The sequence below is a fragment of the Mycoplasma sp. 1573 genome (genome assembly GCF_053851775.1).
The window spans coordinates 78,599-101,142 of sequence record NZ_JBSQBG010000001.1 but is presented as its reverse complement, the minus strand read 5'-3'; the positions used below and the strand labels follow the sequence as shown (position 1 = coordinate 101,142).

General features: G+C 32.1%; 15 protein-coding genes. 12 read left to right on the top strand and 3 right to left on the bottom strand.

The window, feature by feature from the left end; translation table 4 throughout:
- Positions 1–2 precede the first annotated feature (2 nt).
- A complete protein-coding gene (dnaN, locus tag ACWXVT_RS00440) occupies positions 3–1,139 on the top strand; it encodes a DNA polymerase III subunit beta (RefSeq protein ID WP_455967638.1) in 1,137 nt (378 codons plus the stop codon).
- Positions 1,139–1,354 carry an RNA-binding S4 domain-containing protein gene (locus ACWXVT_RS00435; protein ID WP_438341524.1) on the top strand — a complete coding sequence of 72 codons (216 nt, stop codon included), beginning with the start codon at positions 1,139–1,141 and terminating at the stop codon, positions 1,352–1,354. The genes dnaN and ACWXVT_RS00435 overlap by 1 nt, the downstream gene beginning before the upstream one ends.
- 72 nt (positions 1,355–1,426) lie before the next feature.
- Here ACWXVT_RS00435 and tpx read toward each other — a convergent pair whose 3' ends face one another.
- A complete protein-coding gene (gene tpx, locus ACWXVT_RS00430) occupies positions 1,427–1,909 on the bottom strand; it encodes a thiol peroxidase (RefSeq protein ID WP_438341525.1) in 483 nt (160 codons plus the stop codon).
- A gap of 231 nt (positions 1,910–2,140) precedes the next feature.
- Between tpx and ACWXVT_RS00425 the strand changes: the two genes are divergently transcribed.
- The 7 genes from ACWXVT_RS00425 (at position 2,141) to ACWXVT_RS00395 (ending at position 16,476) form a co-directional block, all read left to right on the top strand.
- The gene (locus ACWXVT_RS00425) at positions 2,141–7,792 is read left to right on the top strand and encodes a PDxFFG protein (RefSeq protein WP_455967637.1); all 5,652 of its coding nucleotides are present in this window, start codon (positions 2,141–2,143) and stop codon (positions 7,790–7,792) included.
- Between the two features lie 8 nt (positions 7,793–7,800).
- Positions 7,801–10,836, top strand: a complete 3,036-nt coding sequence (locus tag ACWXVT_RS00420) for an ABC transporter substrate-binding protein (protein ID WP_455967636.1) — start codon at positions 7,801–7,803, stop codon at positions 10,834–10,836.
- Positions 10,837–10,838: 2 nt separating this feature from the next.
- The gene (locus ACWXVT_RS00415; protein WP_455967635.1) at positions 10,839–11,894 is read left to right on the top strand and encodes an ABC transporter permease; all 1,056 of its coding nucleotides are present in this window, start codon (positions 10,839–10,841) and stop codon (positions 11,892–11,894) included.
- The gene (locus tag ACWXVT_RS00410; RefSeq protein WP_455967634.1) at positions 11,894–12,910 is read left to right on the top strand and encodes an ABC transporter permease; all 1,017 of its coding nucleotides are present in this window, start codon (positions 11,894–11,896) and stop codon (positions 12,908–12,910) included. The genes ACWXVT_RS00415 and ACWXVT_RS00410 overlap by 1 nt, the downstream gene beginning before the upstream one ends.
- Positions 12,911–12,917: 7 nt before the next feature.
- Positions 12,918–14,126, top strand: coding sequence for an ABC transporter ATP-binding protein (locus ACWXVT_RS00405; protein WP_455967633.1), 1,209 nt, complete (start codon positions 12,918–12,920; stop codon positions 14,124–14,126).
- 131 nt (positions 14,127–14,257) lie between these two features.
- On the top strand, positions 14,258–15,484 hold the full coding sequence (locus ACWXVT_RS00400; protein ID WP_438341803.1) for an ATP-binding cassette domain-containing protein: 1,227 nt from the start codon (positions 14,258–14,260) through the stop codon (positions 15,482–15,484).
- Positions 15,484–16,476 carry a hypothetical protein gene (locus tag ACWXVT_RS00395; RefSeq protein ID WP_455967632.1) on the top strand — a complete coding sequence of 331 codons (993 nt, stop codon included), beginning with the start codon at positions 15,484–15,486 and terminating at the stop codon, positions 16,474–16,476. The genes ACWXVT_RS00400 and ACWXVT_RS00395 overlap by 1 nt, the downstream gene beginning before the upstream one ends.
- A 37-nt stretch (positions 16,477–16,513) precedes the next feature.
- Here the strand turns inward: ACWXVT_RS00395 and eno are convergent, their stop codons facing one another.
- The gene (gene eno, locus ACWXVT_RS00390) at positions 16,514–17,881 is read right to left on the bottom strand and encodes a phosphopyruvate hydratase (protein ID WP_455967631.1); all 1,368 of its coding nucleotides are present in this window, start codon (positions 17,879–17,881) and stop codon (positions 16,514–16,516) included.
- Positions 17,882–18,016: 135 nt separating this feature from the next.
- Here eno and ACWXVT_RS00385 point away from each other — a divergent pair, with 135 nt between their 5' ends.
- From ACWXVT_RS00385 to tig, 3 genes are read left to right on the top strand one after another with little or no spacing between them, the layout of a single operon-like run.
- The gene (locus tag ACWXVT_RS00385; protein ID WP_455967630.1) at positions 18,017–18,475 is read left to right on the top strand and encodes a hypothetical protein; all 459 of its coding nucleotides are present in this window, start codon (positions 18,017–18,019) and stop codon (positions 18,473–18,475) included.
- On the top strand, positions 18,465–19,175 hold the full coding sequence (locus tag ACWXVT_RS00380) for a hypothetical protein (RefSeq protein WP_455967629.1): 711 nt from the start codon (positions 18,465–18,467) through the stop codon (positions 19,173–19,175). Before ACWXVT_RS00385 ends, ACWXVT_RS00380 begins: the two co-directional genes overlap by 11 nt.
- Before the next feature lie 58 nt (positions 19,176–19,233).
- Positions 19,234–20,631, top strand: a complete 1,398-nt coding sequence (tig, locus tag ACWXVT_RS00375) for a trigger factor (RefSeq protein WP_455967628.1) — start codon at positions 19,234–19,236, stop codon at positions 20,629–20,631.
- A 721-nt stretch (positions 20,632–21,352) separates the two neighbouring features.
- On the opposite strand, the gene ACWXVT_RS00370 is transcribed toward tig, so the two are convergent.
- Positions 21,353–22,540 (bottom strand): acetate/propionate family kinase, encoded by a 1,188-nt coding sequence (locus ACWXVT_RS00370; protein ID WP_455967627.1) that lies wholly within the window; start codon positions 22,538–22,540, stop codon positions 21,353–21,355.
- Positions 22,541–22,544: the final 4 nt, after the last annotated feature.

Genomic DNA, 22,544 nt, shown 5'->3' with positions numbered 1-22,544 from the left:
AGATGTATATAAAAATTTCAAAAACTCAACTAGATAAAGCCTTAGAAAGAGCGGCTAAAATTTACGACGGAAACACATATCTAGCTTCGCTGAAAGGAATTTTGATTGAAGCGATCGACTCAAAAGTTACATTCATTGTCTCAAATGAACAATTGGCAATCAAACATACTATTCTTTCGACAGGTAAAGAAATTGAACATTATGACATGGAAACATGTCAGGTAATTGAAGCCGGAAAAATTTTGGTTCCTTTAATTTTATTTAGAAACATAGTAAAAAACTTAGATGGTATTATTGAACTTAAGAAAAGCGGACAAAATTTATTGGTAAAAACCGAAAACGACAAATTTGAAATCAGCCTAATGGATCCATTTGAATATCCAGAAATGGATTTCAGACAAATCGGAAACAATGTAAGCTTGAATATTGAAGATTTAAAATCAATTTACAAAAATGTCGCTTTTGCAACAGATTTTAACAATGTGACAAATCAAATAGTTTTGAATATGATTAACATTGAAGCAAAAAATGGAGCTTTAATAGCCACTGCAACTAATAGTTTTAGACTAGCAAAAATGTCAATTCCATTTGATAAAGATGTTGAATTTTCATTCTTGATATTACCTAAAAACTTAAGAGATATCTTGAATTTCGAAATTAAGGGCGAAGTTGATTTTAATGTTGACGAGTCAAAAATCAGTCTTACTTATGATGGAACAATCATTCAATCAAGCATTTCACGTCTTCAATATAAAGATACTTCAAAGGTTATTCCCAAAACTTTTGACAGCGTTTTAGTAATCGATAAGAAAAATTTAAGCAGTCTTTTGACGAAAGCAAAATTATTAAATAGTGAAAAAAACAACAAAATTAGGCTTACCATTGCTAATGGTGTATTAAGCGTTTCAAGTCAAACAAGTGAAGTTGGTAAAGCAGAAATTAAAACTACTGATTTCAAATATGGAGAAGAAAAACTTGATATTCTTGTAATTAATCGTTACTTGACTGATGCCATCAATGTTTTTGAAGGACAATTAAATATCTTATTCGCACAAAATAATCAGAGAATAGTTGTAACTAGTCAAGAAAATAAAAATATTGTACAATTACTTACACCACAGAAAGGACACAGTTCATAATGCTAATTGAAATAACAGGTAAAGAAATTAAAATTTCGCAACTATTAAAAAAAATGCGCATCATTGAAACAGGTGGAAGAGCAAGATATTTCATCGCTACACACGAAGTAACTGTCAATGGTGAAAAAGTAACAAGTCGTGGACAAAAAGTCTATGTTGGTGATATCGTTTGAATTGATGATGAAATTTATAAAATCGTTGAAAAACAAGAATAATTAAAACAAAAGCAGCCTTTTACGGGCTGCTTATTTGTTGAAAAAAGTGCTTATTTTGAGTACTTTTTCAGTCTAAAAGAATTTCATTACTTCTTCATAGTTAGGTTCTGAAGCAACTTCTTGACAATATTCAACATGAACAACTTTGTCATTTTCGTCAACTACAAACACTGCTCTTGTTAAAAGTCCTAATTCAGCAATTCTTGTTCCTGTTTTTTTACTAAAGTCACGATATTTAAAATCACTTACTGTTACAACTTTTTCATTATTTTTTGCTGCACATCAACGATTCAAAGCGAAAGGTAAATCCATTGAAATAACAACAACTGGATTAGGTTTCGATTTAAATTCATTCATGAATCTTGTTGTTTCCATTTCACAAACACCTGTGTCAATTGAAGGGATTGAAAAAATTAGACGCTTTTGTCCTTTTAGATCGGCTGAACTAAAGTCTGAAAGATCTAGATTTGTTGCAACAAATTCTGGAAAGCTGTCTCCAACTTTTAATTGTGAAGCTTCTAAAGTTACATTGTTTCCTTTAAATTTAACTTGCATTTTATCTCCTTAGTGAGTGGTTAATCACCTTAATTTTATCAATAGTTAACAAACTTTTATGCACAAAAATGCCCCCTTTGTAATGAACAGTTCAACTGTTAACAACACAAAAAACCTCTTTATATGTTATACTTTTTAAGTATATTCATTTTTTATATATTTCATATATACAAAATTTTCACTCAATAACACACCAGAATGTGTCGTGAGTGTCAACAGAAAGGGATTTTTATGGCATTAAAATTAAGTGTTAAAGTAGCAATCACTCTAGGAGCAATCGCAGCAGCATCCGGTGCTGTTATTGGTACTATGATTGCCTTTGCTAAAAACTCGGACGAAGTTAGAGGGAAAATTTCTCCAACTGAAAAAGATAAGTTTAGCAACGACTTTAGCAAGATGTATGCTAACAATGAATTAAGTCCTGAAATTGCAATTACTAACCCGCTAAAAGACAAAGATGTTGCTGGCTATGTGGAAGATGCTGATGGAAATGTATTTTTCTACTTCAATGAAGACAAAAACACAAAATTAACGTTTGAACAATTCTACTCAGAATACTACAAACGTTATCAAGAATCATTTATTTTCAAAGTAACTTATGGATCATTTCACTTCTACGATGAATATGTTCTAGCAGTTAAACCGAAACAATTCTTAGAATTTACCAAATGATTTATCACTAATGTCGCTTGAGGACCAGATTTAATGACTTTAGATAGTTTTAGAATCGTGCCAGGAGTTGAACAAAACGGTAACTCAATCACTTTAGGATCACACTCAACTCTTCACAAGGAAGAAAGTGAAATTAAATTCTTCCCAGATGCATTCTTTGGTTCAATGCCTATGTTCTCATCAGCTGGGGGACAAGGAAATGCAAGTGACTCATTAACTTTCTCAGTATTCGAAGACAATAAAGACAAAGCAACAATTGATACATTCTTAAAGAATATTCCTTTAGCAACAGTACTGCAAAACACACAACTTCAAGGATTTAATGGCAAAGCAGTCAAACCTTTTAACGCTATCATCTATCCAAGTGCGCTTATTGGGCAGCAATTTTTAGTCTTAGACAAAGAGAACTTACAATATAGCGAAGACCCTTCTGTTTCAGTTGTTAATGAAGATCTAAAAACTATTATTCTTCCAAAAAATATTACTCAGGAAGAGTTTGCTAATCTACAAAACGGAACACTTTCACAATACAAAGACTGAAATACAAGTTTGAGTGATTATAAATTAATGACCCTGAAAGGTTTTGCTCCTGGAACAAAACAAACTTCAGCAGGTAGTCATGAAATATTATGAGTAAGATTTGAAGACAAAGATGGTAATGTAGTAGACACTGCTCTGGTAAAAGACAAAAAAACCTTAACACAAAATAGAAGTGAATTATCTCTATCATCAGCTTGGCAAGAAGATATCAAAGGGTTCCTTGACTTCTATGATGTGCAAAATTACGCAAATCAAAAAGTTTATTTAATTAGCAGTGAAGATGGAAGCCAAAAACAATTCTTTGGTTCAAAACTATCAGCATTAAACTCAAAAATAGCAAGAAGCCAAAATTTCAAACTTATTAGTGCAACAATAAAATCATTAGACGTTGTTAATGAAAACGATAAATGAAATCTAAAAATCACTTTTGAAGATGCACAAGCTGAAAAAGACCAACTTGCTAGCCAAGAAAATTCTTCTGTAGCATGAGTTGACAAAGTAAATGATATCTTGGGTAGTTTAATTAAAGGTGACAGCGATAAAAATTGAAGTGATATTCAATCAATTTTAAATTCTTCAAAAAATAATTCACAAGCTAGAAATACAACCCAAGATAGTGACACAAATCTTCTAAACAGTGTAAGCTCATTTTCAACAGATATTGCAAACAAAGGAAATGAAGCACAGCTTGACTTATTTACCTCACTAAAAGATTCATTGGGATATGTTGGATCAATTAACCCACTAATTACTGGAATGACTCCACTTGATGTTAGTGCCACTGATGAAAAAGGAAATTTACTACCAGAATTAGAAAGACGTAAATATCAAGTTTACATTGAAGCTTACCCAGGACTTTTAGATAAAATTGTTCGTAAATTCCCTGAAATTCTTTCTAAACAAACAGGACCTCACATTGCAAAACATCTAAATGACAAAGGTTACTATGAATATACTCTAGAAAATGGAGAATTCTATGGATTTAAAGATTCTGATCGGGTAGGATTACCATTACTAATGCAAGCAGTTTTAGATGATTTTGAAGGTATCTCAACTGACTTCTTAAAATACGTTGGAACCCACGAATATGGACACCACTTAACATTAGAAAGAACTCAAGCTATTGATGATTCAAACAATGCAGTTCTAGTTGGAGGAATTTCAACTCGTGGAGGAGCTACAGATAGCTCATTCTATTCAGCAAAAGCGCTGAGAAATTACTTAGAAGCTAGAACTAACTTAGATTTCGACCGTGTAGATGCTAATGGAATCCCAACTGAAAATGGGAATTTCGTAAGATACAAATTTATTAACAACAAGGGTGAATGAATTACCGAAACAAAAGACTTAATTTGAGGAAAAAGTTCAACAAGTGCTTCAACATCAGAAATTGTTGCAAATAAAGAACGCCGTTTCTTGCAAGACTGAGATGGAATCGTTGAGGCCGCTAAGCTAAGAGGAGTGGGGCTAAGAGATTTATTCTTTGCTAACTCATTTGATGAAAATTCTGGAACTCTAAACCCATTCATTAGCAGTGCTTTAAGTGGAATTAATAATGCTAAAGTATTTACAAAAACTGAAAAAAATAATGCGACTGCAGGAGCTGGTGAATTAGCAACTTACAAATTCGTTCCTGCTACCGCACAAGAAGTTTTAAGTAACTTTACCGATGGACAAAACACACCATTATCACAATTCTCAACAGTTCAACCAGATGGTGAAATCAACGTAAGAGTTTTTGAATGGGCAACCAACCAAGATGGTCAAACGGTTATTGCCAAAGTTAACTTAAAAACAAAAGACAATCAGCCAATTTTCAATGTAACATTAAACACTCCACTTTCAGCTTCGGATATTAATTATCTAAGAACTCAAGAACAATTAATTAACTCAAGTATTAACAACTTAGTAATCACTCAATTTAATGACAGTGGATGAAATAATGCCGGAACATTTTTAGGTGGAAGTGCTAACGTTTCAACAAGAAGTGTTGCTGAATCAGGAATCTCTACAGATGTTGAAGAATCACTAATTAAAAGAAATTCAAGTGCTGCTGATTTCACTTCTTCAAACAACAACCAATTGTTTATAAATGACCCACAACAACCAAACCGTGGTGAATATACTCGTTTCAATTTAGTAGGAAATCAAGCTAACTTAGGTTATGACTTGTGACTAACTTACAACACACTATTGCAAGAAGTGCAGTTAGGTAAGAAAGCATATACACAAATTGATAATTCTAACTTTGCGAAAGTACTAGGATTCACAAAATCAGGTAAAAAATATGATGAATTTGTATTTCCATATGCTAAAGATGCTGCTTTCTTAAAAAACATTTATTCATCTAATGATGGTTTCACACAGAGCATACAATCAGCACTTCAAAGATTTAGAGCTCCAGCTGCCTATGGGAAGTTAATGTCTGACTTTAGATTCGGATTTTTAGATTATTTAGGAGTTTTATCTAGTGGAAGCACTGATCCACAAGACTTAGCAAAAAACAAGTTTGCGCTAGTAAGAGCAACTCAAACTGAAGATAATAAATTAGTTCCTGAATTAGTTTCTACTCCTTCGTTCGGAGCACTTAGAGATGCTCTTTTTGATGAACAAGGAAGAGAAGTTATCGGTATTGCAATAAAAACTACTGGTTATGCAATGCAAGTAGAAAAATATAAACTTGTAAACTTCATCAATAGCAAAAACGCAAAATGATTAAAAGTAAAAGTAGGTGACTCATTACAACCTACACCAGTATTCATGTCAATGTATGACTTGATGAGTTTCGGTTCAATCGATTACTCAAAGGCAACTAAATCAATCAACGATTCTAAAGTAACATGAAACTGAGACATTGATTATGTAAAATCAAAATTTGACTTAGATAGCTTCAAAGAATACTTGTTAGAAAACGAAAAAGACAATGAAAAATTAAATCAAATAACTGAGTCAGAACAATCTCTAGCTAATGAAATGATGTATCGTTTCAGACATTCAGGGCTATTCCTAGGGGTTAAAAACTTTAGTGTCGTTGAAAGCTTAGACAAAAATGCTGCCTTTCTTTCAAAAGACTATGGAATTGATGTTTTAAGCCCAATATTTGCTAATTACTATGAAGATCCGCAACTTGTTGCTGAACAAAAAGCAAAGGACAAAAACAGCCTTGCTTATTCATATGATCAAATTATTGATGCAGTTAAGAAACAAATGGAATCGATTGCTAATCGAAGAGCAAATGATGATGAACAAAAAGAAACCCTTTTAAAAACTCTAGAGCACAACTTCGATGCTCATGACTTATCGATGTTTATGGGTAATATCTTATATTTCCAAAACTACGGAATTCGTTCATATTACGTAGATATCTACTATGGAATATTGTCAGATGGTGAACCTTCATCAGATGTTATTGACTATGCAGCAACAAGAACCGAATCACAAATTCAAGATAAATTCACTGACTATGTTTACAACTTACCAGAAACATTAACACGTGATTATGTGCAAACTACATACATTCCTTCAACTCAAAACTTTGGTAACTTACCTAAATATTTGAGCAATGTAAACGAAGCTACAACCGGACTTGACTACGTTGTTGATGGTACACAACTAAATTACATTAATTCAACACTAATCGATATTGATTCTATTGCTAATTCAGTTGCACTTGCGTCATCATATAAAGCGCGTGTTGATCGTCTAGAAAAAGATCAAGCTATCTATCAAAAATATAGCTATCTAAAAGAAAAACAAAGTGAATACAAAAAACTAAGTCAGCAATTAAATGACAATAGTGAAACTCTAAGTGCCAAAGAAAAAGCGGATATTCAAAAGAAACAACTTGCTCTTGCTGAAGAATTATTAAAAATCTCGAAAGAAAGACAAGACGAACTTGTTGCATTAACTGAAGAAATGAATAAAAATTCAATTCAAGCAAGTGATATTAATACGGACCAAGTGCGTAGGTCTTCATACTTTGGACAATTTATTACTAAGAGTAATGGATATTTCAAAGATCGTTGACAAAAAGAAACTATTGGTGCTGAGCTTTACGATGATAATCTAAATGCTATCCAAGACGATACTATTCGTATCAAGGATTGAAATGGAAACAAAATCACAAACCGTCCTGAAGCATTCTTTGTTTCACAAATGAAAAACTTTGGAGTTGGTGAAAGAACTGTTGCTGGAATTTTCAGAAATAAAAAACTTGATGCTATCTCAATGTATGGTTTTGTTAAAAAAGAACAAGCTGAAAAAATCAAATATCTAGAATTTACTGATGTTGATAGTGGTAAAAAGCTATACCTACCAGTAAATATTGCTAAAACTAATAACTTATTCTATTTAGAAAAACAAGGTGACATTACTTCAAAACAAACCCTTGAAGATAAATATGGATACACTTCATGACTAAGTGACTATGCTCTAATGGCTAAATATAGAAACACATTGTTAGAACCAAAACACAAATACTATGTAAACTTTGCTAACGAAAACAAAGAAACATTGCCAGGATTTAACATGACTGGATTTGACTTTATGTCAGAAAACGGAAAAGCTGTTGAGCAAGCACCAGTTAAATTAATTAATAACGCAGCCAACGCAAATGGCGACATTAACCAAGTAATTATTGATATTGACTATCAATTCAACATAACAGGATAGGAGGAACAGTGAAAAAAAATAACTTGTTAAAATTACTGTCCACTCTGCCACTCGCAAGTATTGCATTAGTACCAGCTATTGCGGTTTCTTGTGGTTCAAACGAAGAAATAAAGTTAAGTTATGACTTGGGTCTGACTGCTGAACCAATCAATAACCTAAACTATGTTCGTTATAAATCAATGGACAAAATTTTACCTTCACTAGTTGATGCATTCCTTAAAAATGGGCCAACAACTAACTTAAAATCAATCATTCAAACAAATAACTTCTATATGTCAATGGTTGATACTTCAAAACTAAAAGATTCATCAAATTTTGATGACTTTTTCAACATATCAAAAGACAAATTGAAAGAAAAAAATGGATATGGTGAAGTTAGTGGTTCATACTATGGAATTCATGATTTCCAAATTCTAGGAGGAACCGGACGTCCTTCTTTAGGAGCAGATCCTACTAGACTTGCATCACTTTATGCTTTCAGAAACCCTCGTAACCCAAATAATTACATGGCTGTAACAGGGTTTGTTAATGATCAAAAAAATAGATGAAGCAATGGAGATTTCGTTACTGCAGCCGATATTCGTGCTTACTTAGAATACATTTTGGATCTAAACACAGGTTCGCAAAAACTAAACAACATTGAAAAAATTGGTCTAAAAGGTGTTGATGAATTTATCGCAATTCAAAAAGAATACGCACTGAAATTCGGAAGAAACTATAAAAATCCTTTTGGTTACCGTAAATATATTGAAGCACCTTGATCAACTAACGATAAAAAAGAATACATTGAAGATGCCTCAGAAGAAGCTTGAAGCTCACAAGTTCCTGGTGACCAAGAATACGTTGAAAAAATCAAAAAAGCTGCAAAAAACATTGGTTTCTACACAGGGCAAATCTTTAGAGATTACACTAATGAAGAAGTTGCCAAATCATTGTCACTAACAGAAAACAAAGCATTTTCAATTAACAGTGACATTCAAGACTTTACAATTTTGAAAAATGGTAAGACCTACAAAGTAAAATTAATCAAAAACGAATTCTTGAATCCTTATCAATCATTTACTGTAGATTCAGCAAATGGTTCCATAACTGCTGATATTGCCACTCTTTCAAACGATGAAAATGCATTCACTATTGTTTTTGATGAAAACAAAACACCAAGTTTAGCTTTCCTTCTTTCACAAGTTTTAGACAAACTTTATCCAATCAATCGTAAATATGTCGAAATGGAAGCTGGAGGAATTGATAATTATGGTTCAGAACCTTCAAAATTCTTAACTTCAGGGCCTTTTATCATCAAAGATGGTGATGTTGTTTTAGGGCCTCAAGGATACTTAATCCTAACTAAAAATAAAGACTACTTTGATGCAGATAATGTAATTTCAAACAAAATTAAGATTTATTTCTCAACTGATAAAACAATTAACTCAACATTGTTTGAAGATGGTTATGTTTCACAAGCATACATTCCAGCAAACAAAATTAATAATTACTGATCTGATCCAGTTTATAAACAATATCTAAACAAAAACTCCGGATATGGAACAATTGCATTTGGATTTAATCTAGATAATGAAACAAATGCGCAAAGTTATATTCAAGATCAAGATTTAAGAAATGCAATTTACTATGCAGTAGATCGTGAAGCCATTCTTAAATCAGTTGGTTGAGACTTTAGTTTCCCAGTTATTACTTGAACTGCTTTTGGACAATATAAAGCAGCAGATGGTAAAAACATTGAGTTATATTTCAATGATCAAGACACATTGACAAGAAACAATGTGAAATTACCAATTCAAAACTATGATTTCTTTGTACACCAGTCAAAATCATACAATTTTGAAAAAACTGATCGTCGTGACCTAGCTTACAGTCAAGATATTGCTAAATATTACTTAAATAGATTCAAAGCAAAACACCCTGGCTTAAAATCAATATCACTACGTTACATAAATAATTCAACAGATGAACATAAAAAAGCCGGTCAATATCTAAAAGAAGCATTAAAAGTTATGTCAGATGGATTTATTGTGATTGAAAACAAATCGTTACCAGAAAACACATATGCTTCTTGAATTGAAGAAGGAAAATATGACATCATTTACCAAAACTATGACCGTATTGGTGGTAGTGGTGCGTCTGACTATGTAGTTGCTTTCTTTAAAACTGACGAAATTGACTCACTTTCACAGAAAAACATTGGATTTAAGAACAACCCAGTTGGTTCATTTACATACGCTGATTACTTATCGGACTATGTTTTACAAGCATTGCAAAATTCAGGGCAAAGTGATTTAACTAAAGAAAAAGCAGTACTGCCTTATATCAACAAAGTTTTAGAAGAAACAAATGATGTTGCTGCTGACGAGTTCCAAAATGCAGATAGCACTGCTAAACAAAGTGATTTTGTGCAAAAATATGCACAAGTTATTGCTAAATCACTTGCTCTTAAAGCAGAATCAAAAGATGAAAACCTATGAACTGACACAGTGGTAAAAAACGCTTTAGAATACCACTGAACAACAAATGACAACATTAAAGCTTCAAGAATAAATCGTTTATTCAATCTTTATGTAAAACATACTTACACAATCAATCAAATTATTGATTTTACAAAACAAAAAGATCCTAACTATCCAGATGAAAAAAGTCTTGAAGAAAGACTTATGATTGATGAACACTTGAAAAATGCAACTGAGTCACAACCCGACTACTGAGCTAAATTTATTGATTTAGCTTACCAAAGAGAAGGTGAATCATTAGTGGATTACACTGCTAGACTAAGTGCTTTCTTCTCAGGAAACTTTACAAAAGAAGAAAGAGAACAATACTGAGATAGTGAAGCAAACATTTTCCAATTTATTGCTTTATTAGAAAAAGTTGTGCGTGATGCCAGCCCAGTTGTACCACTAATGGAAGTTGACACCAACTGAGAAATTACAAAAGTTGGTGGAACTTCAAGCCTATATACATTCAACTTGCAATACGCTTATGATGTAACTAAACCACCAAGACCAGGACTACCAAGACAGAGAGGAACATAATAATGGCAAAAGAAAAAGTTTTATTCGATAACAAAATCTACCAGCTCAATGATAATAAAGTGCATTTTGGTAGTCAGAGAAACAGAAAAATGACATTTATGCAAAAAATGTCTGCTATCGATTCTCCTGTTCTTCGTGCACTTTGAAAAGTTCTAAAAATCGCTCTTGAATTTATCATTATTGCGTTTATTGTTATTACCATTACTTTCTTTTTAATTAACTTAGTCCCAGGTTCTAACTCATTAACAAGTGGTCTAGATGAAGCATCAAGACAAGCAATTGAGAAAAAATACGGTTTAGATCAACCACTAGGATTAAGATACTTAAGTTATCTAAAAAATCTATTCCACGGAGATTTCGGTATCTCATTATCTCTTTTCCCAGGTCAAAACATTAACTCATTTATTTGATCTCGTTTCTATAAATCATTCTTAGTTGGAATTTTCTCAGTCTTACTAACTGTTGGAATCGGAATTCCACTAGGAATCTGAGTAGGAAAAAACCCAGGAAAAATTGTTGATAACGTTTCAACCTTCTTTGTTTCAATCTTCAGTTCAGTGCCTTCGATTGTTTTTGCGCTAGTGTTACTATTCATTGGTCGTCTAGTTAATCTTCCTTACATTTTTGAAGAACAAAACTTCGCAACTTACATTCTTCCTGGTTTAGCTTTATCGCTTGGAAGTATTATTGTTTACATTAAATATATAAGAACCGAATTAAACCGTGAGCTAAATTCAGTGCATGCTAAGTTTGCTTACTTAAAAGGTTTATCGAAAAACCGTTTTGTGTGAAAACATGCATTAAAACCTTCACTTTTCCCAATTGCCACTTTCTTCCCTGCTGTTATCTTTGGATCATTCATTGGAAGTATCTTCATTGAACAAATTTTCTTCATCGCTGGTTCAGGAGCAACTCTACTACAAGCAATTCAATCAAAAGACTATAACGTTATTCTTTTCTTAATTGCTATGTTTGCCCTATTAACTATTCTTTCATATGCTTTCCGTGACATGCTTTACGAAGCAATTGACCCACGGGTAAGAAGAAGAGGTAAATAATGAGTTGACTGAAAAATAAATTTAGTAATATGAAGAAAAGACAAGAATTGGGAAAAACAAACCGCGAAAATATCATGGATGCACCAAATCAGTTTATTCAACCAATTAACTACCAAAAATGAAAACTAATTGGAGAAGCATTTGATTATCAAGCTGATACTCACATGGGTTCTCAACCAAAAATCTTCCGTGAATTCGTCTATCGTTTTTCTAAAAACTTTGGAGGAGTAGTAGGATTCTTAATTCTTGCAATCTTAATTATTTTTGCCTTAATTATTCCATTCTTTACTCTTAACCCAAATACCCAAGACGTTAATAATCGTTTCTTAACATTCAGTAGTTCTGACAGTAATGGTGTTTACCACTTCCTTGGAACTGATGATCTAGGACGTGATATTTGAGCAAGATTATGACATGGTCTTCGTTATTCATTAGGACTTGCATTTATGGTTACTTTGATTGAAGTTGTGATTGGAGTAACATTTGGTATTATGATGGGACAATTCAACAAATTTGACGTTGTTTTAACCTTCATTATCAAAATTATTTCAGTTGTTCCAACCATCTTAATCTTGATTCTAATGACTGTTGTTGTTAGCCCAAGTTTCTGAGTAATTGTCTTCTCACTATCACTAACTGGATGAACCGGAATGGCAAACCAAATAAGAGCTCAAGTTAAAAGAGCAAAATACTTTGAATGAGTATCTGCTTCAAAAGTTTTAGGTACTCCTACTTGAAAAATATTGAAAAATTATGTTCCAGTTATCTTGCCAATTTTAATTACTCAATTAGTATTTACCATTCCTGGAGTTATTCTTTCTGAAACATCACTAGCCTTCATAGGTTTATCAATTGATGATGTTTCAACTCTTGGAAACTTAATTAGTCAAGGTCAAAAAGTGTTCCCTCAATACTTAAGATATGTTTTTGTTCCTTCTTCAATCTTGATTTTAATCACAACTAGCGTGCAATTAATTGGTGCTAGTGTGCAAGATGCTTTAAGAAGACAAAGATAGGATTGATATGAATGAAAAATATTGCCTAATCAAAAGAAGTCGTAAATTTATAAATAAGGTCAAAAACACTGACTGAAAATACTTTTTTACCCCGGGAAAACAAAAACACTTTGACTTAGACCATTTTTTCAAAGATGTTCAATTCGAAGAATTTAAAGACGGAACAAAATTAAAAATTGCAGCAGAAATTAAAGATGTTAATTTATCATTCAAAAACCCTGCTGTACCAGGACAAAAAAACAAAGTTTTACGTGGCCCAAGTTTAAAAATTTATGAAGGTAAAGTTCACGCCATCATTGGTGAATCTGGTTCTGGAAAGAGTGTTATCACTTCTTTACTATATGGGCTAACCGGAGAAAATGCAATTATTGATAGTGGTGAAGTTAAACTTTACAATAACAATGTTGAAAAATTCAGTCTAAAAGATTGAGAACGTAGTCATTATCGTGGAAGAGTTGTGTCAGCGGTCTTTCAAAACCCAATGTCAACACTAAATCCGACAATGAAAGTTGGAGAACAAATTATGGAAGGAATGTTATTGAACGGAGTGGTAAAAACCCGTAAAGAAGCTCGTGCAAGAGCAATCGAATTCCTTCAATTGACAAAAATTAATGACCCAGAAGCTGTTATGAAATTGTACCCACACGAAATGAGTGGGGGAATGATTCAACGGGTAGTTATCGCAGCAATTGTTGCCCTAGAACCAAAAATTCTAGTTATGGACGAACCAACAACTGCTCTTGACCCAACTGTTCAAGCTTTAGTTTTAGATGTCATTAAAGATTTACAACAAAAATTGAAATTATCAATCGTTTTCATTACTCACGACATCGGAGTAGTAGCGTCAATAGCCGATTACATTTCAATTATGTACGCGGGACAAATCATCGAAGAAGGTTTAACTAGAGAAATTCTAAAAAACCCGCAACATCCATACACATGAGGACTAATTATGAGTATGCCTGATGTTAATAAAAGTTCTAGATTAGCAACTATTCGTGGTTCAGTTCCTTCGAATCTAAATAACATTGTCGGTGATGCTTTTGCAGTTCGTAACGACTATGCTTTAGATATCGACTTTGTACAAGAACCAAATTTTTACTGAGTAAGTGAAACTCACAGAGTAAAATCAGCTCTACTTGATAAAAGGGCGCCAGAATATGTTCCACCACAATTGATTCAAGACTTATGAAAGGAGTTTAAAAATTCTAAATAGTTATGGATACAACAAATAACAATACAGAAAACAAACTTCTTACTGAAAATGATGTTTACATTGAAACAACCAAAAAATGAGGTTTTGTAAAAAAACAACAAATTAGAATCAAAACTCCCGGAACTAACGAAATGTTGGCTAACAAAGATAATCAAGAAGTGTTAGCAACTATCAGAAACGTAGATATTACCTATGGTTCTGGTTCAAAAGCTTTCAAAGCAGTAAAAGACTTGAATTTAAATATTTATAAGGGCGAAGTTCTAGGACTTGTAGGGGAGTCAGGTTCTGGAAAAAGTACCATTGGTAAAGCACTAGTGGGACTAATTCCTTATAGTTTTGGCCAAATTAAGATGTTAGGTAGAGAATTACCTAAAAAATTACAAAGAGGTTGAAAAGTAGGTAAAGCACTGAAAGAATATAAAGAAATTGAAAACTTCATGGTTAATAAAGTGCAAATGATTTTCCAAGACCCTGCTAACTCACTTAACCCACACATTAATGTTGAATCAGTTGTTTCAGAAGGGTTAAATAACACTAAGAATGCTCGTTTAATTTACTTAAATTCTTTAGATCAAGCAGCGATAATTGCAACATATGAAAAAATTAAAGATTTAGCTAAATTTGAAACAAGAAAACCAATTTTATATAAAGAAATTAAGCAAGATCCAAAAGATGCTTTTGAATGTCTTTATGTAAACTTTGCTTCAGAACTTCTAGAAAATAGAGAACAAGAAGCACATGATGTTCTAATGGAACACAAAAAAATTCGTGAAGAAAAAGAAAACATAACAGAACGTGAAGCAAAAAAAATCTTAGTTGTGGAGATTTTAAAAAGTGTCGGACTTGATGATTCGGTTTTACGTCGTTATCCACTAGAATTTTCAGGAGGGCAACAACAACGTATTGGTATCAGTCGTTCAGTAGTATTAAGACCTACTCTTCTTGTTGCTGACGAACCGATTTCAGCGCTTGACGTTTCTATTCAGGCTCAAGTTGTTAATATCTTCAACGATTTAAAAGAAAAATATGACTTAACTATTGTATTTATTGCCCACGACTTGCGGATGGTTGAATACATTAGTGACAGAATAGTTGTTATGAACAAAGGAGTGGTTCTAGAAGTTGGAACTACTGAACAAATAATGCACAATTCATTACACCCTTACACAAAATCACTTTTAGATGCAGTTCCTTCAATTGACTCAAAACAAGGAAGCTTAATTGGGTATGTATATGATTCAAAAATTCATGAATATTCAGAATCAAACCAACCAAAATGATTGAAAGTAAATGATGATCACTTTGTTCTAGCAACCGAACAAGAATTAGAAGAATGAAAGAAAGGAATATACAAATAGTGAGAAAAAACAAAAAAATATTTAATATATTCGCTGTTTCTACACTTTCTCTTACTGCTTTTATGCCTTTAGCAGCTATCTCTTGTGTAGAAACAAATAACAAAGACACTAAAAATCCAGTGCAACAAAAATCTTTATCAGAAAGAATTGCTGAAAACTTATCTCTAGTCACTTCTGATACTCAATCAGAACAAAAAACTAAAGACTGATTGCAAAATGATGCTGCTCGTAACTTATTAGAACTTAAATACGATCAAGAGAAAAAACTATTCTACTATACAACTGAAATAACAGAGAACAATGTTAAGAAACTAATTAATCGAGAATTGGTTAAACTAGCAAGTGATTTTGAAGTTCCAGCAAACACCACACTAAAGGCAGCAGTTGCTATAGACCTTGCAAAAAATAAATTATTGTTTGAAGTTTCTGCTGAAGAAGGACAAAAAGGTACTTTTGAAATTAATGATGTTAAACCATCAGCAAGCACTGCGTCAATACCAAATGCTGATTTAAGAGCTAAAGATGATACTTTAGAATACTTGACACTTGACAGTAGATCAAAAACAAATCCTACTTATTTTGTTCCACTACAAGCACCAACAATCAAAGAGGGAATTAATTTAGTTCCAAGTAATGAAAATCTAGAATTATTGAATAAATTTAAAGACCTAAGACAGCTTGTAATTGACACTTTCTTTGAACCACTTACAAATGTTATCGGTGCAAACAAGAAAACTAGACAAAATACGTTCACTTCAAAATGGGGACTATTAGGAAAAACACAATCAGTAATTACTACAGCAGTAATTTCAAGAATAGATTACGCTATATATACTGCGAGAATGTCAGAAGATATATATAATAATCTTTTTGGTGATCCAAGCAAGGATTATAATGATTTTAGAAATACAATGGATCCAGAACAACAAATAAACTACACTTATTTAAAGCGAAAACTAGAGCAAATGAATAATTCTGGAAATCTACAATAAAGTAAAAGACTCCGGCTTTCGGAGTCTTTTTTGTTACTTATTTATAAAGATTGAAAAATGATGCTAAACCTTTAAATTCACTATCTTTTGCTAATTCTTCTTCAATTGCTAGCAAACGATTGTATTTGGCAATTCTGTCAGTTCTAGATAGAGAACCAGTTTTAATTTGTACTGTGTTGAAAGCAACTGCTAAGTCAGCTAATGTTGTGTCTTCTGTTTCTCCTGAACGGTGACTGACAACAGCAGTCATTGAAGCTTTGTTTGCCATTTGAATAGCTTCAATTGTTTCAGTCAATGTACCAATTTGATTCATTTTAATTAACACTGAGTTGATTGATTTGTTTTCAATTGCTTTTTTGATGAAACGTGGGTTAGTTACAACTAAGTCATCACCAACTATTTGCACTCTGTTTCCATACAATTTAGTCATTTTTTCAAATCCCGCTCAGTCTTTTTCTGAGTGCGAATCTTCGATTGAAATAATCGGATATTTATCAATTAATTTCCCATAGTATTTAACTAATTCATCACTAGTAAATTCGTATTTTGTTTTGTTGTATTTTCTAAAACCGGGCATCTTGTTTATAACTGCATTATGGAATTTTTTAAACACGTATTTTTGAGTTTCTTCGTTGTAAAGTTCGCTTGCAGCTGCATCCATTGCTATCGCAACAGCATTATCACCTTCACGTCCGGGCTCAAATCCTGCTTCCTTAATAGCTTCAACTAAGAAATCTAAAACTTCTTCGTGAGTGTGTAAGTTAGGTGCGAATCCACCTTCATCTCCTACTTGTACTCCGTGTCCTGCTTTTTTCAGTAGTTTAGCTAGAGTATGAAATACAAAGTTAGCCATTTGTAATGCTTGACGGAATGATTTTGCCCCTACTGGCATAATCATAAATTCTTGAAAGTCAATAGTGTTTGAAGCATGCTCTCCGCCATTAATTACGTTTAACATTGGTAGTGGCAATAAATGAGCATTTACTCCTCCTAAGTAGCGATATAAAGGAATGTTTAGTTCTTGACTAGCGGCACGAGCTGCGGCAATTGAAACTGCCAATGTTGCATTTGCACCAAGCACTGACTTGTATTCAGTACCATCTAGTTCATTAAGCACACGGTCAATTTCTCTTTGGTTTAAAACTTCAAAACCAACAAGTTTAGGAGCGATTTTTTGATTAACATTATCAACTGCTAGCATTACTCCTTTTGCTCCGAATCAGTTTGAAGCATACTGTGAATTTTTATCACGAAGCTCTAAAGCTTCTCTTAAACCTGTTGAAGCACCTGAAGGAACTTTAGCACTTGCTGTAACTCCTTTTTCAGTTGTTAGAACAACTTCAACAGTTGGATTTCCTCGACTATCAAGGATTTCACGAGCGTGTATTTTTGTAATTTTCGACATATTACCTCTCTTTATTCTTAATTTTATACAAATTAGAATAAGAAAGCAAGGGATTTTTTTCCCAACTTTGTGTCAAAATAGTCAATCTGAGTGTATGTTGTAATAAAATTTATATAAATTATAGAAAGGACAAAAATGGTATTTAAACCCGAAGAAATTCAAGAAGTGATTGATCAAAATTCAACCAAAAAATCAACCATTTTATTGAGTCTATTAATTTTTAAAGGATTTGGCATCCCGAGTCTATATTTAGGAAAAAAAATTAATGCCCTTATTTGATTTTTATTAGGGCTTCTAGCGACTGCTTTAATTATTACTGGAGCTGTAATTATAAACACTACTGATATTGCTAAGGATAGTGAAGGTAATATAACATATTCAAAAGTATTTATTAGATGAATCTTGGCAATCGGATTCTCAATTTTATATTTTGCTATTAGTATCATTTCAGCTGGATGAGATTTAGTGTTAATTTTATTAGGTAGACTAAAAGATGTAAACGATAAGAAAATAGTTTTGGAAAAAGAGAAAAAAGAACTTGCTAATTTCTTGGAAATGGCTAAAAAAGCCCAAGAGGAAAATAATGAACAATAAAGAATTGGAACTTCAAAAAGTCAAAGCACGAGTACTTGCTAACTGAGAAAATGATCCAATTGCAAGTCTTTATGAATTAAGATTAACAGCCAAAGATGTTGATTTGTTTCAGTATCGCCCAGAATTAAGAGAGTTGGAACAAGCAATCTTACACAGACTTTTAGAGAAAAAAAGAGAACACATTGAAACTCAAATCACCACAGAACAATTGATTGATTTGTTGGTAGAAAACCCAATGGGATATGACTGAATGCTTTTTTACAATGCTCTAAAAATGAAGGATGACTTAAAACAAAAAGCTACTCATTTTAATAAATTGTTTAATAAGAAAGAAGACATTGACATTTTGATTTTTACTTTATTAAGCGAAAAGAAAATTGACTATGACTACAAAATAGGCGAAACAGTCATAAATCCTGCAAAATGCGTGAGTTTGAAAGATAATGATGAAATTACAAACACACAAAAAATGATTGTTGACACGATGAATAATGATGTTGTAAGAGCTAAAACAGCAATATCAGTTTTCTATGTGTTCATAACTAGCAATTGAAAAGATTATGCGCTAGGCAAAGAAATTAATTGTTTAGACACTATTGTCAATGTAACTGACACATTGCTAGGAATTAAAGATGAAAAAAGTTTGAATGCTGAAGAAACTAAATTGTTCGAAGTGTTGAAGAAAACAAGCAATGTCTAGGACACTAACAAAGTGTTTTTAGTTTATAATTTTATAGAATATAACAAAGGAGTTTTTTATGTTAAAAAGAAAAATCGATAAGAAAAAATCTGAATTATCAGTATCAGTAGAAATCGAAGCTAAAGTTTGACAAGAAGCACAAGAAAAAGCCCGTAAAGAACTAAGAAAAAAAGTTGAAATTAAAGGTTTTAGAAAAGGTAAAGTTCCAGCTGCAGAGGCAGATAAATACATTACTGAAGGTCAAGTACAAGCTCAAGCAGTTCAAGAATTATTACCAAAGGCTGCTGAACAAGCTGCAACTAAAGTTAAAGAAGAAGATTTTATTTTAGATGCTCCAGAATGAAACATCTTAGAAGCAGACAAAGACAAACTAGTTTTAGAATTTGTTTATCCACTACTACCTGAAGTTAAACTAGGAGAATACAAAGATTTAGGAATTAAATTACCTTCAATCAAAGTAAGCGAAAAAGATGTTGAAGAACAAATTCAAAAAATGCTAAAACGTCATGCAATGTTAGAAGTTGCTGAAGACTTAATCCAAGAAGATGACAGGGTAAACTTTAACTTTAAAGGATTTGTAGACGGTGAAGCATTTGATGGCGGAGAAGCTGAAAACTTTGATATTATCATTGGTTCAAAACAATTTATCCCAGGATTTGAAGATAACCTAAAGAAATTCAAAAAAGGTGATGAAGGAGAATTTGACATTGTTTTCCCTAAAGATTACCACATGGAATACTTGAGAGATAAAAAAGCTACTTTCAAAATTAAAGTTAACGAAGTTAAAAGACCACAACTTTCAGAATTAAACGATGAATTTGTAAAAACATTGGCAATTAAAGATGTTAACACTGTTGAAGAGTTGAAAGCTTACCTAAAAGACCTAACTAAACGTGAAAAAATCGAACAATCAAAAGAAAAATTTGCTTCAGAAATTATGAAGAAATTACTTGAAACTTCAGAATACCCACTTCCAGATCAAATTGTTCGCAAAGAAATGTCAGAATACTACAAACGTTTTGAACAATCTTTAAAACAACAAGGTGCATCAGTTGAACAATACTTAGAAGTTGTTAAAAGTACTAAAGAGAAACTAGCAGAAGAAATCAGAACTGAAGTTGTTCGCAATTTAAAAATTTCATTCACATACACTGCTATTGCTAAAGCTGAAGACATCAAAGTTGAAGATGCTGATTACGAAAATGAATACTCATTGTTAGCAAAACTATACAATATGGATGTAGAAGAAATTAAAAAATACATTACAAAAGAACAAATTCAACTACCTCTAATTAATAAAAAAATTATTGCTACTTTAGCTAAATACAATGACCCTAAAAATTACAAATCAGTTTTTGGTGACATTCTTTTACCAGAACCAAAAGAAGAAGTAAAAACTGGCGAAGACAAAAAAGCTCCTGCCAAAAAAGCAAGTGCTAAAAAATCAGAAAAATAATAAGTAAAACAGTTAAGCAAGATTGATTACAGTCTTGCTTTTTGTTTAAAATCAATAGGTATTTTAGTATTGAAGGATAAGAATTAAATATCCAAAATAATTAAAAAAGATTGAAAAAATATCATTTGATTCGCTAACTCAGTAAACAATCTTCGCTGATCAATAATAATTAACTTTATTTAAAAAGAAAGACCAAATAGTTTTAGACGAAAACTCAGTAAAAAAACAAGTAAAACTTAGTGTTTTGTTGAAAACTTAATTAAAGTTAGCAATAAAATCAACAAAAATATCAGTTCTTTTAACAAAGAAATTGACATCCCAGCATCCCCTGGGATTTTTTTATTTAAGTGAATATTTAGATATTTAAACGGACGAGTCAAAACTCACTAGCAGTTATTTTTTAAAAACCATTAATCTCTCATGACGTTGAGATTTTATAGCGCATCAACTAAAAGAGGCTGCCTTTAATAAGTTATGTCACAGTTAGCTTTCTATAAAAAGGTGTGTTGGCTATTTTTTATTTGTTTAAATATAGCTATTTTCCAAGATTTTATATACTCATCTTATAAAAAAACGTTTCACAAAAGAAAATAAAAAATTTTGAGATTTAAATAAATTAAAGCTATAAATTCAATTTGTTGTTCTATTTCGTTGCTGATGAGCACTTTAAGTTCAAAACTTATAAAAAAAACAAAGCCAATAAAGGATTTGTATGCATTAATTATTTAGCTAAACTTTTTACATATTTAGCAATAACAACTTCTTCATCTGTTCTAATTTTGTAAACTGGAATTTTTGAAGCAGGAGAAGAAATTAATTTGTAATCTGCATATTTTTCTTTGTTTGCTTTGTCCGATAGTCTAACACCGAATGATTTTAGACCTTTAACTACTAGATCACGAACAATATCATCGTTTTCACCAATACCAGCTGTAAAGACAATGGCATCAATAGGTTTACCAATTTTATTAATATATTGAGCAATGTAATCTACTACTTTATGGCAGAATAAATCAATTGCAAATTTGGCATCTTCATTTTTGTCATTTTCTCAAGCGGCATGTAGATCGCGAACGTCGTTAGAAATACCACTTACACCTAGTAAACCAGATTTTTTAACCATCATGTTGAATACTTCTTCAACATCTTGTTTTTCTACCCGCACTAAGTAGTCAGTAATTCCTGGATCAATTGCACCACAACGTGTTCCCATCATCAACCCATCTAGAGAACTAAATCCTACTGAAATGTCTAATGATTTTGAGTCTTTGATAGCACAAACTGAACTTCCAGATCCTAAGTGTGCAACAACAATATTGTTTTTAGTTTTACCTAAAATAGTTTTCATTTTGTCATTAATGTAGTCATAACTTAAACCATGGTAACCAAATTTATAGATGTTGTATTTTTTAGCTCATTCTTGATTGATTGGGAATGTCGCATTAATTTTTGGAATTGTTACGTGGAAAGCTGTGTCTTGAGCAATAATTTTTTGTACATGTGGCAATTCTTTTTCAAAAGCCTCAACAGCCGCTAGTGTAGCAGGCGCATGTAACGGAATGAATTTAGCAGCTTCTTCAATTGATTTTTTAACATCTTCATTGTAGTGAACAGGAGTTAGATATTTGTGTCCTGATAAAGGAGTTCTGAAACCAATTCCGATTACTTCGTCTAAATTTTTGATAATTCCATATTTTACTCATAAACGAGTTAAATTTTTAACAGCTTCAACGTGGTTTGGTAAGTCGGCACGATCTTCAAATTTTTGATCGTTAAACTTGGTAATAATGTTTCCGTCTAAGTTAATTCTTTCACATAGACCGCTAGCAAGTTGTTCCAATTTGTTAGCTGAGTATAGTGCTCATTTTAAAGAAGAAGAACCTGCATTAACAACTAAAATTTTCTTCATATTT